General features: G+C 37.8%; 14 protein-coding genes. 12 read left to right on the top strand and 2 right to left on the bottom strand.

Annotated elements, in window-relative coordinates; genetic code table 11:
• Positions 1-103: 103 nt before the first annotated feature.
• Positions 104-934: an SAM hydrolase/SAM-dependent halogenase family protein gene (locus tag CLV90_RS09320; RefSeq protein ID WP_133687217.1), complete on the top strand. Its 831-nt coding sequence runs from the start codon at positions 104-106 to the stop codon at positions 932-934.
• A 278-nt stretch (positions 935-1,212) separates the two neighbouring features.
• Complete coding sequence (gene dnaN, locus CLV90_RS09315) at positions 1,213-2,331, top strand: DNA polymerase III subunit beta (RefSeq protein WP_133687216.1); 1,119 nt, start codon at positions 1,213-1,215, stop codon at positions 2,329-2,331.
• Between the two features lie 68 nt (positions 2,332-2,399).
• On the opposite strand, the gene CLV90_RS09310 is transcribed toward dnaN, so the two are convergent.
• Entirely contained in the window at positions 2,400-2,768 is a 369-nt protein-coding gene (locus tag CLV90_RS09310; RefSeq protein ID WP_133687215.1) for a DUF4870 domain-containing protein, read from the bottom strand.
• 73 nt (positions 2,769-2,841) lie between these two features.
• The gene (locus tag CLV90_RS09305) at positions 2,842-3,270 is read right to left on the bottom strand and encodes a hypothetical protein (RefSeq protein WP_133687214.1); all 429 of its coding nucleotides are present in this window, start codon (positions 3,268-3,270) and stop codon (positions 2,842-2,844) included.
• Between the two features lie 111 nt (positions 3,271-3,381).
• Between CLV90_RS09305 and mnmE the strand changes: the two genes are divergently transcribed.
• The 10 genes from mnmE to CLV90_RS09255 all read left to right on the top strand — a co-directional run bounded on the left by mnmE (position 3,382) and on the right by CLV90_RS09255 (position 16,536).
• Positions 3,382-4,779, top strand: a complete 1,398-nt coding sequence (gene mnmE / locus CLV90_RS09300; RefSeq protein ID WP_133687213.1) for a tRNA uridine-5-carboxymethylaminomethyl(34) synthesis GTPase MnmE — start codon at positions 3,382-3,384, stop codon at positions 4,777-4,779.
• Between the two features lie 171 nt (positions 4,780-4,950).
• The gene (locus tag CLV90_RS09295) at positions 4,951-6,117 is read left to right on the top strand and encodes a tyrosine-type recombinase/integrase (protein ID WP_116772184.1); all 1,167 of its coding nucleotides are present in this window, start codon (positions 4,951-4,953) and stop codon (positions 6,115-6,117) included.
• Positions 6,118-6,381: 264 nt separating this feature from the next.
• Positions 6,382-6,663, top strand: a complete 282-nt coding sequence (locus CLV90_RS09290; protein ID WP_116772183.1) for a helix-turn-helix transcriptional regulator — start codon at positions 6,382-6,384, stop codon at positions 6,661-6,663.
• Between the two features lie 220 nt (positions 6,664-6,883).
• Positions 6,884-7,303 (top strand): HYC_CC_PP family protein, encoded by a 420-nt coding sequence (locus CLV90_RS09285; protein ID WP_116772182.1) that lies wholly within the window; start codon positions 6,884-6,886, stop codon positions 7,301-7,303.
• A 108-nt stretch (positions 7,304-7,411) separates the two neighbouring features.
• Entirely contained in the window at positions 7,412-11,164 is a 3,753-nt protein-coding gene (locus CLV90_RS09280) for an efflux RND transporter permease subunit (RefSeq protein ID WP_133687212.1), read from the top strand.
• Positions 11,161-12,459, top strand: coding sequence for a TolC family protein (locus CLV90_RS09275; RefSeq protein ID WP_243835335.1), 1,299 nt, complete (start codon positions 11,161-11,163; stop codon positions 12,457-12,459). The genes CLV90_RS09280 and CLV90_RS09275 overlap by 4 nt, the downstream gene beginning before the upstream one ends.
• Positions 12,460-12,461: 2 nt before the next feature.
• Positions 12,462-13,028: a helix-turn-helix domain-containing protein gene (locus tag CLV90_RS09270; protein WP_133687211.1), complete on the top strand. Its 567-nt coding sequence runs from the start codon at positions 12,462-12,464 to the stop codon at positions 13,026-13,028.
• A 63-nt stretch (positions 13,029-13,091) separates the two neighbouring features.
• A complete protein-coding gene (locus tag CLV90_RS09265) occupies positions 13,092-15,464 on the top strand; it encodes a multicopper oxidase domain-containing protein (protein WP_133687210.1) in 2,373 nt (790 codons plus the stop codon).
• A gap of 25 nt (positions 15,465-15,489) precedes the next feature.
• A complete protein-coding gene (locus tag CLV90_RS09260; RefSeq protein WP_133687209.1) occupies positions 15,490-16,080 on the top strand; it encodes a DUF3347 domain-containing protein in 591 nt (196 codons plus the stop codon).
• The gene (locus tag CLV90_RS09255; RefSeq protein WP_133687208.1) at positions 16,081-16,536 is read left to right on the top strand and encodes a heme-binding domain-containing protein; all 456 of its coding nucleotides are present in this window, start codon (positions 16,081-16,083) and stop codon (positions 16,534-16,536) included. It abuts the gene before it with no gap.
• Positions 16,537-16,577: the final 41 nt, after the last annotated feature.

Raw genomic sequence — 16,577 nt, 5'->3', positions numbered from 1 at the left:
GTTAGCGAAGAATATTTTTAATCGCTGTTTTTTGTTTAATTTTGTATATCAAATTTAAGCAAATTTTAAGTTCGACTAACCAAAAACATATCAACATTGCTGTATGGCAATCATTACCCTAACAACAGATTTCGGATTAAAAGATCACTTTGTAGCCGTATTAAAAGGCTCCATATATACAGAATTACCCGATGCTAAAATTGTTGATATTTCGCATGACATCATGCCGTTCAATATTCAAGAATGTGCTTATATATTATCTAATTCATACAAAAGTTTTCCGAAGGGCACCATACATATTGTAGGTGTAGACTCAGAAGAAACGCCAGATAACAAGCATATTGTAGCATTAGTAAACGGACATTATTTTATTAGCGCAAACACCGGTGTCATTGGGCTTATCACCTCAGAAATGACTCCGGACAAGGTAGTTGAAATTAACCTGCCCGACTCTATTGCAAATTCCTTTCCTGTTTTAAACGTGTTTATTCAGGTAGCCTGTCATATTGCCCGTGGGGGTACGTTAGAAATTGTTGGCAAGCCATTTACAGAGCTAAATGATTTACGTGAGTTTGCTCCAAGAATTACAGAAGACGGCAAAAAAATTATTGGTAGTGTTATTTACATTGATAACTATGGCAATGTTGTGACCAATATTCGCAAAAATCTGTTTGATGCTTACCGCAAAGACAAAGGTTTTACCTTATTTGTGCGAAATCATAAGATTACCAAGATTCACAAAACATATAATGACTTTATAGATTACAGTCTAGAAAAATCGCAGCGTAAAAGTGCTGGCGATTTATTGGCTATATTTAATTCATCAGATTTCATTGAGCTGGCAATCTACAAGAGCAACCTTACAACAGTTGGTGGTGCCTCTACCCTATTAGGATTAGATTACAGAGATACTATTATGGTAGATTTCGAATAATTGCAGATGCGATGACTTCAAGAAAATTTAATCGTAATTTCAACAATAATCTAAATGGCAAAAGTTAATAACTAATTGACAAAAGTGGATATAACAGGCTTAATGTAGTAATACCTAGTGCTATACAACGCGCGTATCAAGTATAAACTGTTAATAAGTTTGTTTCCTTAAAAAGGGCAATTAAAATATCTTTGTTGGTAACTAAAACTGCCAACGATCAGGAGTTTAAACCTATTTCTTTTGAAAACTTCAATTGAAATATCAATAAAAAATAAAGAATGAAATTTATAGTTTCAAGTACCTATTTGCTAAAACAACTTCAAATATTAGGAGGTGTTATTAACAACAGTAACACGTTACCGATCTTAGATAATTTTCTGTTCGATTTGCAAAAGGATAAACTAACGGTGTCAGCCTCTGACTTAGAAACAACCATGAGTTCGGTTATAAAAGTAGATTCAGATAGCGAAGGTACTATTGCAGTACCGGCAAGATTGCTTTTAGAAACCTTGAAAACATTTCCTGAGCAACCACTAACGTTTGTTGTTGAAGATAACAATACGGTAGAAATTAGTTCTAACCATGGTAAATATGCTTTGGCTTATGCAGACGGAGCAGAATTTCCAAAAGCAGTTGAATTATCCAGCCCAAGTTCTACGACATTACTTGGTGATATTTTAGCAACAGCTATCAATAAAACAATTTTTGCAGCCGGTAATGATGATTTAAGACCTGTAATGAGCGGTGTCTTTTTTCAGTTTTCCACAGAGAACTTAACTTTTGTTGCTACAGATGCTCATAAATTGGTAAAATACCAACGTACAGATGTAAGAGCTTCTCAAGTAGCAGAATTCATTATGCCTAAAAAACCTTTAACATTATTAAAAGGTATATTGGCAGGTAGCGAATCTGATGTACTAATCGAGTACAACGAGAGCAATGCGAAATTCAGCTTTGAAGAAACAGAATTGATTTGTAGACTAATTGATGGTAAATACCCAAATTACGAAGCTGTAATACCAAAGGAGAATCCGAATAAACTTACTATCGCTAGAAATCAATTTTTGAGCTCAGTAAGAAGGGTCTCTATTTTCTCCAATAAAACTACACACCAAATACGCTTAAAAATAGCGGGTGCCGAATTAAATATTTCTGCAGAAGATATTGATTACTCAAACAAGGCTGAAGAAAGATTGACATGTTCTTACCAAGGTGATGATATGCAAATTGGCTTTAACTCAAGATTCTTGACTGAAATGCTGAATAATTTAGGTTCTGATGAAGTTTCGTTAGAAATGAGTCTACCAAATCGTGCAGGTATACTTACCCCAACCGATGGTTTAGATGAAGGTGAATTTGTAACGATGTTAGTAATGCCTGTTATGCTTAACAGCTAGTACTTAAAATTTATAAACTAAAAAGGGTCAGTTATTAAACTGACCCTTTTTTTTGTTTTATAACGTGATTACGATATAAACCGTATGGTACCAAAGTAACTAGGCGATTCTCCGTTACTTGCTTTTATTGCATTTACTGCAGGCATTGCAATTGATAAAATTCCTGCGAATATTAATAATAAGATACCGAGTCCGAATAATAAAATACCAGGAATTCCGATTACAAGATATAAGAGTAACGTTAATTGAAAGTTGATTACAGATTTACCATGCTCATCCATACCTATAACAGAATCTTTGGTAGTTAACCAAATTACCAGCGGTACTACGAGTCCGCCAAATCCTGTTACAAAATCTAAATATTGAGATAAATGAGTAATGACCAACAAATTACGGTCTTCTCGAACAACTACTGCGTTTTTATTTACTAGTTCCATTTTTGATTGATTTAATGATGAATACTACAAATAAGACGCATAAAGTCGTAAATTGTTACAAGTTTTGAAGAAATTATAGTTTTCTATTCAATTTTTTAAGCTTCTCTTGCTCCTTCATAATTTTCATTTGACTCTTAGCAACCTTATCTTCTATTTTCTGAATATCAACAGGAGAAAGTGTTCCTTTAAGTTTTCCTTTTTCAAGCTGACCCTTTAATTTTTCCACCTTTTTTTCTTCTTTAGAAATAGATTTTGCTTTAGAATCAATTTGCTTTTGAAGCTTTTCTTCTTTCTTTTTTGCTGCCTCTTCTTTCTTTTTAGCTGCAGCAGCTTTCTTTTCTTTCTTAGCTTCAGCTTTTGCTTTCTCTACATTCTCCTTTACTTGTTGCATTTCTTTTTCCTGAGCAACAGTTATTTCTTCAGTAGTTTCAGGAACCTCCGTTTGAGCGATGCCGAAAGAAGAAATAAATAAGAACACTAACAATACAAATACTTTTTTCATTTTTAAATTACATTTTATAGCATGCGAAATTACTATATAATTATATACTGAAAACAAAATGCAATTAAATTAAGAAAACTACAACAGTTAATAATTGATTATTTTTGCAAGATGATTCAAAACGATACCATAATAGCATTAGCAACTCCTGCAGGCGCGGGAGCCATTGCAATTATTAGACTTTCAGGCACAGATGCAATTACAATTGTCTCCAAACATTTTGAATCCGTTTCAGGTAAAATTCTTGAAAATCAAAAAAGTCACACCATACATTTAGGATATATAAAGGATGGAAAAAATGTACTGGACCAAGCACTAATATCAATTTTTAAAGATCCGCACTCTTATACAGGAGAAAACGTCATAGAAATATCTTGCCACGGTTCACCATATATACAACAACAAATTATTCAGTTGTTTCTTAGAAACGGATGTAGAACAGCAGATGCGGGTGAGTTTACATTAAGAGCATTCTTGAATGGTAAGATGGATTTGAGTCAGGCAGAAGCAGTTGCCGATTTAATTTCTAGTGATAATGCCGCTAGCCATCAAATTGCCGTGCAACAAATGCGTGGCGGATTCAGTAATGAAATAAAGCAGTTACGAACCGAGCTATTAAATTTCGCCTCCTTAATTGAACTAGAACTCGATTTTTCTGAAGAAGATGTTGAATTCGCGGATCGTACTCAGTTTAAAGAACTACTTACCCGAATTCAAAAAGTATTACAAAGCTTAATAGATTCTTTTGCAGTAGGAAACGTAATTAAAAATGGAATTCCCGTTGCTATCGTAGGCGAACCCAATGTAGGTAAATCAACACTTTTAAATGCATTTTTAAATGAGGAGCGCGCGTTAGTATCAGATATTGCAGGTACCACACGTGATACCATCGAAGATGAAATATCAATTGGGGGAATAGGATTTCGATTTATAGACACCGCAGGTATTCGCGAGACACAAGATGTTGTGGAAGGCATGGGTATTAAGCGAACGTTTGAAAAGATAGAGCAAGCACAAGTAGTTTTGCTATTGGTTGATGGCTCAAAAATATTAGATGACGACAAAAAATTAAAGAATATTGTTATCGATTTTGAAAAGATAAAAAATCAGAATCCGCAAAAACCATTAGTGTTATTGGTTAATAAAGCAGACACCCTTTCTAAAGACGATAAAAATAAAATTGGTGCATATTTAGACGACGTTAGGTATCTATCTGCAAAAACTGGCGAAGGTGTTGAGGAATTGCAAAACAGCCTTTTAGAATTTGTAAATACAGGTGCACTTCGCAATAATGAAACTATAGTAACCAATACGCGCCACTACGACTCTTTGTTAAAAGCATTGGAAGAAATAGAAAAAGTACAGTTCGGAATGAAAGCAAATCTTTCAAGCGACCTTATGGCAATCGATGTTAAAGAAGCATTATACCACTTAGGCGAAATCACAGGTCAAGTAACCAATGATGAATTGTTGGGAAATATTTTTGCTAATTTTTGTATCGGGAAATAGTTGCTAATATTATTTGATTTCAATTGGGTTTAATTGCCTGTAAATCAAATGACTGTTGATAACTCTCGAAGTTTTACTTTCTCTTGGTTATCCGATTTTCATACTTTTATTACATCTAATTTACACCTCGAAATTATTTTTTACACCCGAGGTGTAAAAATTACACCTCGTATGAAAATCCATCTCAGAAAGAAAAAATTGAAAAGTGGCAAGACAAGTCTTTATATTGAATTTTATAAAGGACATAAAACCACTTCCGAAGGAAAGATAAAGCATATTCGAGAATTTGAATATTTAGAGCTTTATCTCATTACTAATCCCAACTCAGCTTTCGAAAAAAAGAAAAATAAGGAACAGCTTGAATTGGCTCAACAAATTCTGGCTATTCGTAAGGCAGAAATTTATCAAGGGAAATATAAAATCCAAAATAATTCCAGAGGACGGACGAGCTTTATAGATTTTTATGACCTCAAAAAAGAAGAACGCTATCAAACTAAAGGCAACTATGATAATTGGGATGCTGCTCAAAAGCATTTAGAAAGGTACTGTCCCAATCATATTACATTCAATGATATAGATATTGATTTCATCAAGGGATTTAAAAAATACCTCGATACTGTTGCGGTTACCAAAAGCGAAAAAAACTTATCTCAAAACACGAAACATACCTATTTCAACAAATTCAAGGCCGCTATGCGAGCTGCATTTGATGAAGGATATCTAAAAGAAAATCTGATTACAAAAGTGAAAGGATTTGCGATGGGCGAATCCAAAAGAGAATATTTGACTTCAGACGAATTGAAAAGCCTTGCGAAAACACCTTGCAAGATTAAAGTCTTTAAACAGGCTTTTTTATTTTCTGCATTAACAGGCATAAGATGGTCGGATATTCATAAGCTAACGTGGTCTGAAGTTAGGGACGAAGGAATTGACAATTCTGGTAATAAAATTTTCCGTATCGTCTTTAAACAGAAAAAGACCGAGGGTATGGAATATTTATATATCTCTAAACAAGCCAGAGAACTATTGGGCGAACGTTCTGAACCGAAAGACAGGGTTTTTACAAACCTACGTTATAGTGCGCATATGAATCTTCAACTATTGCGATGGTGTATGTTTGCGGGAATCACTAAGCACATTACTTTTCATTCTGCTCGCCACACTAACGCTGTATTATTACTTGAAAATGGCGCTGACATCTATACAGTTTCAAAACGATTAGGGCATAAAGAAATAAGGACGACCGAAATTTATGCAAAAATAATTGACAAGAAAATGAAGGAAGCTGCTAATTTAGTTCCGACTTTAGAACTCGATATTATGGAAACAACCGTATAATTTGTTAATAACTAAAGATTTATCCTGTTTTCCTCAAACTAATATAATATCAAAATCAATCATTTGATAATCAAATTTATTAGGTCAATAAAATTTAATTTCATTTGTATCTGAAACTATATAAGTGACTTATTTTATGCATTTTGTGCATAACTAATACCAGTTTTAGTCTACATTATTTTTCCTTCTTTATACCTTTAGTTTCAGAATTCTACTAAAAGAAACGATACACTTTATAGAATTTTGGACTTTAAATAAGTTAGGATGGACAACATTGAAATTCAAGAAAAACTCAATAGAATAGAGAGTTTATTGTTAGGTACAAAACAGGTACTTACCTTGGAAGAAGCCTGTGATTATACTGGCATTTCTCGAAGTTATTTGTACAAGCTAACTTCCGCAGGAATTGTTCCCCACAGTAAACCAAATGGTAAATTGATATTTTTTGATATCAACCGTCTGAACGAATGGTTACTTCAAAATAATCGTAAATCAAAGGCTGAAATTAAAGGCGAGGCATTGGATTACGTACTAAAGAAAAGATAGTTCTTCCCAGAAAGTCAGATGTCGACTAAATACATAGACTACTCTCATATTTAAAAAATTTTCATTCACAAATAGGCTGACGATGCATTGGATAGCGTGGTTAGTTTTTAGTTTAAAAGTCTAATTTTTATTCATATCAGTCCATTAAATTTAGTTTGCAGCAAAATTAAATTTTTGTTAATCCCAATAAAAACTGTTAAATTTTTGTAATTTTGCAACAATGAAACAAGTTTTCCATAAAATATTATCCATCTCAATGGCTTTTGTAGTGATGTTCTCTACAATGTCATTTACTGTGGATATGCATTATTGTGGGGACTCTTTGGTCGATTTCAGTTTGTTCTCAAAAGCTGATACCTGCGGAATGGAAAAATCACAGGCAAATAAGGGATGCGAAAAACTGATGCTTTCCGAAAAAGATTGTTGTACTGACCAGCAAATTGTAAAGGAAGGCAAAGACGACCTTAAAATATCTTTTGACACACTTTCATTCGAGCAGCAAACGTTCATCGCTGCATTTACATACTCTTATATAAATTTATTTGAAGGAACCAAATCTGAAGAAGTTCCTTTTGAAGATTACCCGCGACCCTTTGTCAAACGGGATGTGCAAGTGCTGCACCAGACTTTTTTAATTTGATTATTAGATTTTTTGAATGAAGCCCAACAGCTACGCTGTAGTGGGCTAAAACTCGTGTTTGTCATTTTTTGCAGCACGTAATTCCAATTATCTAATAATCAAAATGCTATGCTAAATAAGAGCATTAAATTTCTCATAGAAAACAAACTTGTTGCCGTTCTACTACTTGCCCTATTTGTGGGTTGGGGCGTGGTCAATGCGCCTTTTAATTGGGAAACTGGCTTTCTGCCCACAGACCCAGTTGCAGTAGATGCCATACCTGACATTGGCGAGAACCAACAAATTGTTTTTACAAAGTGGCAAGGTCGCTCGCCGCAGGATATTGAAGACCAAATCACATATCCGCTTACCACTTCCCTTTTGGGTATTCCAGGCGTAAAAACCATTCGTAGTTCTTCTATGTTTGGGTTTTCCAGCATCTACATCATTTTTGAAGAAGATATCGAGTTCTACTGGTCGCGCAGTCGCATACTCGAAAAACTGAACTCACTTCCTGCAAACCTTTTGCCCGATGGTGTCAATCCATCTCTTGGGCCAGATGCCACAGGACTCGGGCAGATATTTTGGTACACGCTGGAAGGTCGCGATAAAGACGGCAAGGTAACAGGCGGTTGGGATTTACAGGAATTGCGTAGCATTCAGGATTATTATGTAAAGTACGGTTTATCATCTGCAAGCGGTGTTTCTGAAGTAGCTTCCATAGGTGGCTATGTTCAGGAATATCAAGTGGATATCGACCCAGAAAAAATGCGCCAATACAATGTGAGTATGGGCGATGTGGTCAAAGCTGTAAAGCAGAGCAATCAAGACATAGGCGCACAAACCCTCGAAATCAATCAAGCGGAATATCTCGTGCGCGGATTGGGCTACGTCAAGTCCATAGCAGATATCGAAGATGCTGTAGTAAATTCAGAAAACTTTACTTCCATCCGCATTAAAGACGTAGCAAACGTTCATTTGGGACCTGCTGCCAGACGTGGCATTCTCGATAAGGAAGGTGCCGAAGTTGTAGGTGGTGTTGTAGTCGCTCGCTATGGCGCAAATCCGTTGGAAGTTATTAATAATGTCAAGGCTCAAATCGCTGAAATTAGTTCTGGACTTCCCACAAAAATTTTATCAGATGGTCGCACCTCACAAGTAACCATCGTGCCATTTTACGACCGTACCGAACTCATACAAGAAACGCTGGGCACGCTCAACGAAGCTTTGACTTTGGAAATCTTGATTACCATTTTAGTTATTATCATTATGGTGTTCAATCTACGTGCATCCATCCTTATTTCAGGATTATTGCCCGTAGCTGTTTTGATGGTTTTTATCACGATGAAGCTCTTTAATGTAGATGCAAACATCGTCGCACTTTCCGGTATTGCCATTGCCATCGGTACAATGGTGGACGTGGGCGTGATACTTGCTGAAAATATGATACGGCACTTGGAAGATGAAAAGCTTCGCCTTAATGAAAATGGTAAGGAATACACCACAAACGAAATCATCTACAACGCAACTGCCGAAGTTTCTGGTGCTATCCTAACAGCTGTCCTGACGACCATTATCAGTTTCCTACCCGTATTTACAATGATAGGTGCCGAAGGAAAACTGTTTCGTCCGCTTGCCTTTACCAAAACAATGGCACTTACAGCTTCGCTCATCATTGCGTTGTTTCTCATTCCGCCCATTGCGGCATTTCTTTTCCGTAAGACGAGTGTGCGAGAACGTACACAGTATGCCATTAATGGCTTGCTTGTTTTATTGGGAATTCTCGCTATCGTTTACGGTTATTGGTTAGGACTAATTCTTATCGCCTTTGCCATCACATCGTTCTTGAAGATGCGTGGCACGCTTTCCAAAAAGCGCAAAAACCTGCTTGACATTATCATTTCATCTGTTGCCATCGTCGTTTTATTAGCAGAATACTGGCGACCATTGGGCTTTGACCGAAGCATTGTGATGAACCTAATATTTGTTTTCATTATCTGTTTTGGACTGCTCGGTGTGTTCTCGATTTTCAGGATATACTATGAACGTATTTTGCGATGGGCACTTCAGAATCGATATCTATTCTTAATCGTTCCGGTTACGGTGCTCACGTTGGGTATTATCATAATGCGCAATACGGGCAAAGAGTTTATGCCAGCGCTGAATGAAGGTTCATTTCTTTTGATGCCTACATCCCTACCACACGCAGGTGTAGAAGAAAACAAGCGTGTATTGCAACAGCTCGATATGGCGGTGGCAAGCATTCCAGAAATCGAAACCGTGGTGGGAAAAGCGGGAAGAACCGAAAGCGCACTCGACCCTGCCCCGTTATCGATGTATGAGAATGTCATTCAGTATAAATCTGAATATATGCGGAATAGTTCTGGCGAGCGACAACGCTACAAATTCAATGAGGATGGATTATTTGTACTGAAGAACGACAAATTTATCATCAACCCGAATAATGAGATAGATGAAGATGCAAACTATGACGAAGCATCGCTCAAGACTACTGCCACGCGCAATGATTTGATTGAAGATGAAGATGGCGAGTACTACCGAAACTGGCGACCGGACATTGAAAGTCCAGATGATATTTGGAACGAGATAGTTCGAGTGACCAAATTGCCAGGCGTGACATCGGCACCCAAGTTGCAACCCATCGAAACTCGACTGGTAATGCTACAAACGGGAATGCGGGCACCTATGGGCATCAAGGTAAAAGGTCCCGATTTAAAATCGATAGAAAATTTTGGACTGGAATTGGAAGACATTCTCAAACAAGCCGAAGGCGTTAAGGAACAAGCTGTTTTTGCAGACCGTATCGTGGGTAAACCGTACTTGCTCATAGATATTAAGCGAGACCAATTGGCTCGATATGGCGTGTCTATAATGGACGTGCAGGAAATTCTTCAAGTGGCTGTAGGCGGTATGCCACTCACACAAACCGTGGAAGGTCGTGAACGCTATGCCGTTCGGGTTCGGTATCCACGAGAATTACGGGCAAATCCAGATGACTTGCGTAATATCTATGTTCCAGTTGAAAAAGGAAGTCCCGTACCGCTGGGCGAATTGGTTGAAATTCGATACGAACAAGGTCCACAAGTTATTAAGAGCGAAGACACTTTTCTAATTGGCTACGTGCTGTTTGACAAGCTCGACGGCTTTGCCGAAGTGGATGTGGTGGAAAATGCCCAAGCCTTAATACAAGAAAATATTGATAACGGTTCGTTGGTCGTACCACAGGGCGTGAGCTATCGCTTTACGGGAACGTATGAAAATCAGTTACGGGCAGAAAAAACGCTGTCGGTTGTCGTACCGCTTTGTTTGCTCGTGATTTTCTTGATTTTGTATTTCCAGTTCAGGTCGGTTTCTACATCGCTTATGGTGTTTACTGCCATTGCCGTAGCTTTTGCAGGTGGCTTTATAATGATATGGCTGTACGGGCAAGATTGGTTTTTCAACTTCAGTTTTTTCGGCGAAAATCTACGGGATTTGTTCAATATGAAAACCATCAATTTAAGTGTGGCCGTTTGGGTAGGATTTATTGCCCTGTTCGGTATTGCAACGGATGATGGTGTCGTTATGGCCACCTATTTAGACCAATCTTTCAAAAGCAACGAACCAGACAATAAAAAGGGCATTCGTCTCGCCACTTTGGAAGCCGCAGGTAAACGTATCCGTCCGTGTTTGATGACTACCGTAACGACGGTGCTTGCTTTACTTCCCGTACTCACATCTACAGGCAAGGGAAGCGATATAATGATACCGATGGCAATTCCCATTTTTGGCGGAATGATAATCGACGTTACGTCTTATTTCCTATTACCAGTTTTATACAGCTGGAAAAAGGAATACCAACTTAAAAAAGCAAACAGATGAAGAAATTAAAATATATACTGGTGTTTTTGTTTGTTTCTGCTGAAGTTCATACTGAGCGAAGACGAAGTGCGAAAGCCCACCTGAACGTCTTCGTGTTTTTAGCGTTACTTCTTGTCGGAATCGGCGGGCAGGCGCAACAATTACAAACCTACATTCAGGAAGCCGAAGCCAACAATCCAGAAATTCAAGCCTTTGAATTGCGATACAGCATCGCCGAAGAAAAGGTAAACGAAGCCAACTGGATTCCCAATACCGAAGTAAGTGCTGGCTATTTTGTGAGCGAGCCAGAAACCAGAGTGGGCGCACAGCGTGCACGAATAGGCGTAAAACAGATGTTGCCGTGGTTTGGCACCATTACCGCTCGTGAAAATTATGCCATCGCAATGGCAGATGCCGAATATGTGGACATCACGATTGCAAAGCGCAAGCTCGCACTTTCGGTCGCACAATCGTATTATCGACTTTATGCTATAAGAGCCAAGCAAGCTGTGCTGGATGAGAACATACAATTACTGGAAACCTATGAACGACTTGCACTCACATCTGTAGAAGTGGGCAAAGCGAGTGCTGTAGATGTATTGCGACTTCAGATTAGACAAAATGAATTACAACAACAAAAGGAAGTGCTGGAAGAAGAATTTACAGCAGAACAAACGGCTTTTAACAATTTGCTCAACCGCGAATCAATGATGACGGTTATCGTTGTTCCCGAAATGGAAATCCCGCAGGAAGCCCCTTTTTACGACAATCAAGCGCTATCACTCAATCCCGAACTGCTCAAATATGACAAACTCTATGAATCGGTGGCACAATCTGAACTGCTCAACCAGCGAGAGAATTTGCCTATGATTGGTTTTGGTGTGGACTACCTGCCCGTAACGGAACGCAGCGATGTCAACTTCAGCGATAATGGGAAAGATGTATTGATGCCTATGGTATCGGTGTCCATACCCATTTTCAACAACCGTTACAAATCCATTTCAAGGCAAAATGAACTGCGACAACAGGAAATAGAGACTCAAAGGGAACAGCGATTGAATGTGCTGGAATCCGCTTTCGCGAAAGCGCAATCACAACGCAACCAAGCTCGCATTGCTTACAACACACAAGAACGCAATCTAAAACAAGCTCAAGATGCCGAAGAAATTCTGGTCAAAAATTACGAGACAGGCACTATCGATTTTAATGATGTCCTGGACATTCAAGAATTGCAATTGAAGTTTCAAATGAATCAAATCGAGTCGGTAAAAGGGTACTATGTGCAATCGGCCATAATCAACTATTTAATCAACTAGTTATGGTCAAGGATTTTTACATAAAAAATATGGTTTGTGATAGATGTATCAAGGTCTTAAAAGATGAACTGTTTAAGGCTAACATTAGTCTGTTGGATATTGAGTTGGGTAGGCTTCGATTAGATATGAATGAAAAAGAACAATTGAGCATACTTACCGAAATTTTAAAAAGAAATGGATTTGCACTCATCGCTTCTACCGAGGATAAATTGACCGAGCAAGTAAAAATTGAATTGATAAAGTTGTTGAATGTAATGCCGCTTGATATTGATGGGAAGCTATCAGATTTTCTTGCGGATAAATTGCAAAAGGACTATTCAAAAATCAGCAAGGTGTTTTCCATTACCGAGGGCATCACTATTGAAAAATATTTCATCAAACTGAAGATAGAAAAGGTCAAGGAACTTATCCAAACACCCGATTATAATTTCACAAAAATAAGCCAATTGCTCGATTACAGCAATGTCAATCATCTAAGCAAACAGTTTAAAAGTGAGACAGGAATGAGCCTTAGCGATTATAAGGATGGGCATAAAAATTTTAGAAATCCTTTAGACAAGATTATATAGATATGAACCAGAATTATAACACGACAAACTGAATGCCAATAATATCTTTGTTAAACAAAAACTATGAGAAAACTAAGAATTATCACATTACTGCTGTTTTCTTCTACTGTATTTGCTCAAGTGGGAACTAATGGACAAGATAGAGAAGAAGAAGGAAGAGCTGTTAAGGAGTATAACCTTACTATTGAAGAAAACGAAATGACTCTCGCTGGTGTAACTGCTAAAGGAATGATTATCAATGGTAGTATTCCTGGACCGGTTTTGGAATTTAACGAAGGCGACCTTGCCATCATTAATGTAACCAATAAAATGGATGAAGAAACCTCAGTACACTGGCACGGGTTGATACTTCCCAACTTTTATGATGGCGTACCGTATTTAACAACACCGCCAATAAAGCCCGGTACAACATTTCAATATAGAATTCCTATTAATCAATCAGGAACCTATTGGTACCATTCCCATACAATGCTACAGGAGCAAAAGGGAGTTTATGGTTCTATAGTCATTCAGCCAAAAGAAAAAACATTGGATTATGACAAAGATTTGGTTGTAGTGTTATCTGATTGGACAAACGAAAAACCAATGAACGTTTTGCGCAACCTTAAAAGAGGTAATGAGTGGTACCAGGTTAAAAAAGGTACAGCAGTACCATTAAGTAGAGTCATAAAAGAAGGTGCCTTGGGAGCACAGTTCAAATTTTGGCGCGATAGAATGGAAGGTGCGGATATTGCAGACGTCTATTATCCAGCGTTTTTATCCAATGGTAAAAAAGTTGCAGAATATCCAGAATTTAAACCAGGAGAAAAAGTACGTCTTCGCTTTATTAATGCCTCGGCTTCTACTTACTACTGGGTAGATTTCGGTGGTGGTAATCCATTGTTAGTTGCAAGTGACGGTGTTGATGTGCAGCCCGTTTCTAAAAGCAGATTTCTCTTTGGTATAGCTGAGACTTATGATGTTATCGTTACTATTCCCGAAGGTATTTTAGAGGTTACCGCTACGGCTCAAGATGGCTCTGGTCATACTTCTATACAATTAGGTAATGGCACTCTCTATCCAGCCAAAAGAATTGATAGGCCTAATAAGGTAGCGATGATGAAGCAAATGGCCAAAATGGGTATGAAAATGGGTGCACCTGCAATGGTAGGAAACAAAAAAAAGAATACACCTGAAGTTTTAATGCAGAAGTATGGAATGAAGATGAATATGAAGGACGATGAGATGAAAATGGGGATGAACAATAAGATGTCGATGAATGATGGCAAAATGAATGACCAGATGGATATGAAGATGGATGATGCAATGGGAATGAAAATGGATACAATGGCAATGAATCACAAAGGAGATTCAGATAAAATGAAAGACCATATGCAGCAAGATATGTCAAAGATGCAGAAGGATTCTTCCTCATTTGATTACGAAACTCGTAAAACCTATTTTAATTATGATTTTTTAAAAGCAAAAGAGAATACTACTTATAAAGATGATTTGCCAGTAAACGACATCCTGTTGAACCTAACCGGCAATATGCAACGCTATGTTTGGAGTATGAACGGCGTGCCATTATCAGAAACCGACAAAATTAATATAAAAGGAGGTGAAGTAACCAGAATTACACTTAATAACCTCACGATGATGCACCATCCAATGCACTTGCACGGACATTACTTTAGGGTCATCAATGAAAATGGCGAACGTTCCCCATTAAAACATACCGTCAATGTACCACCAATGCAGAAGGTGGTCATAGAATTCTATAACGAAGAATATGGCGATTGGTTCTTTCATTGCCACGTATTATATCATATGATGGGTGGTATGGCCCGTGTGTTTAGTTACGGTACGCCAAGGGACGAAAGAATGAGAGATTATCCAATGCAGAAACTTATCAATGAAACAGACCATTATTATTCGTGGGGAATGGCACGCTTGGGCTCAAATTTTAATGAACTCTTTTTGATGTCAAGCAATATCCGAAATGGCTTTGGTTTAAGGGCAGAGTTTGATTATGACAAAAATCTTGAAGCCGAAGTAAATTATAACAGATACCTGAATGATTGGGTGCGCCTTTATGTTGGGGTAAATACAGAAACTTCAACACCCGATTCTTATGATACCTTCAATACAGTAGGTTTGGTGGGTGTAAAATACTTTACCCCGTACCGTTTTAATGTGGATGTCAGTATGGACCACCAACTAAAGCCAAGAATTCGTCTGGACAGGGAATTCTTGATTTTTCCGAGAATTTTTCTGGAAGGCGAATACGAATACCGAGCTGACTTTGGTTGGGTGAACGATATTGGAGACACATCCTATCAGGGGGAAACGCAATGGCTTGTGGGAGCCTCATATATCCTATCCCGAAACTTTTCGTTACAGGCAAATTACAATAACCGATATGGCTGGGGTGGCGGCCTTTTAGCCCGATTTTAATAATTAACAATTTAAAATAAACAAGATGAAAACAGTAAAAAGAACAATAGGTATAATGGCACTTGCTGCCACAATGGTACTAACGGTTTCCTGTAAAGATGGAAACAAAAATGAATCTACTGCACCTATGAGCAGCGAGATGCACCAAGAGTCTATGGATGACAAAAAGGATATGGCGATGAATGACAACCAAGATGCAAAAGCAGAAGCAATCCTGAAGGATTATTTCAATTTAAAAGATGCGCTTGTAGGCGATGATAATGGCAAGGCGAAAGAATTGGGAAATACATTGGCTCAATCTCTTAAATCTTTTGATGCCTCAAACTATTCCGATAATGAAAAATCAGAATTAAATGACATTATCGAAGATGCCACAGAACACGCAGAACACATTTCAGAAAGTGACATCAAGCATCAGCGTGAACATTTTAAGATATTAAGTAAGGATGTAACCGATATGGTGGCAATCACTGGAACACAAGTGAAACTTTATGAGCAATATTGCCCTATGTATGATGGTGGAACTGCGTGGTTGAGCAAAGAAGAAAATGTGTTGAATCCTTATTATGGTAGTTCAATGTTACGATGCGGAAAGGTCCAACGAGAAATCAACTAATTGAAGTTTTTAAAAATCATAGCGTGGCTTGCCCTTGTGGCATTGATAGTGATTCAGTTCTTTCCAATAACCCTGAACGAAAGTGATGCTGTACCACAAAGTGATTTTATGGTCGAAAATCAAGTGCCTGCAACGATAAAAAATCAGTTGCAGGTTTCTTGCTATGATTGCCACAGTAATAATACAGATTATCCGTGGTATAGTAAGATACAGCCTGCGGCTTGGTATCTGGAAGACCACATACAAGCAGGTAAGGACGAACTTAATTTTAATGAATGGGACACCTATTCCAGTCGACGGAAAAACAGCAAGTTGCGTTCCATTATAAAACAAATAGAAAGCGGCGAAATGCCGATGGATAGTTACACACTCATTCACAGGGATGCAATTCTTTCAGATGAAGATAAGAGGATGATAATAGATTATATAACAGCGTTAAAAGACAGTTTGGAATAAAGTCCTGATACGGGAAGTGCAAGTTGATGGTTGGTTAGTTA

This window comes from Maribacter spongiicola, from assembly GCF_004364165.1.
Lineage (GTDB): Bacteria > Bacteroidota > Bacteroidia > Flavobacteriales > Flavobacteriaceae > Maribacter > Maribacter spongiicola.
Note: the sequence above shows the minus strand (reverse complement) of the source record. Positions and strands in the feature narration are given on the sequence as shown.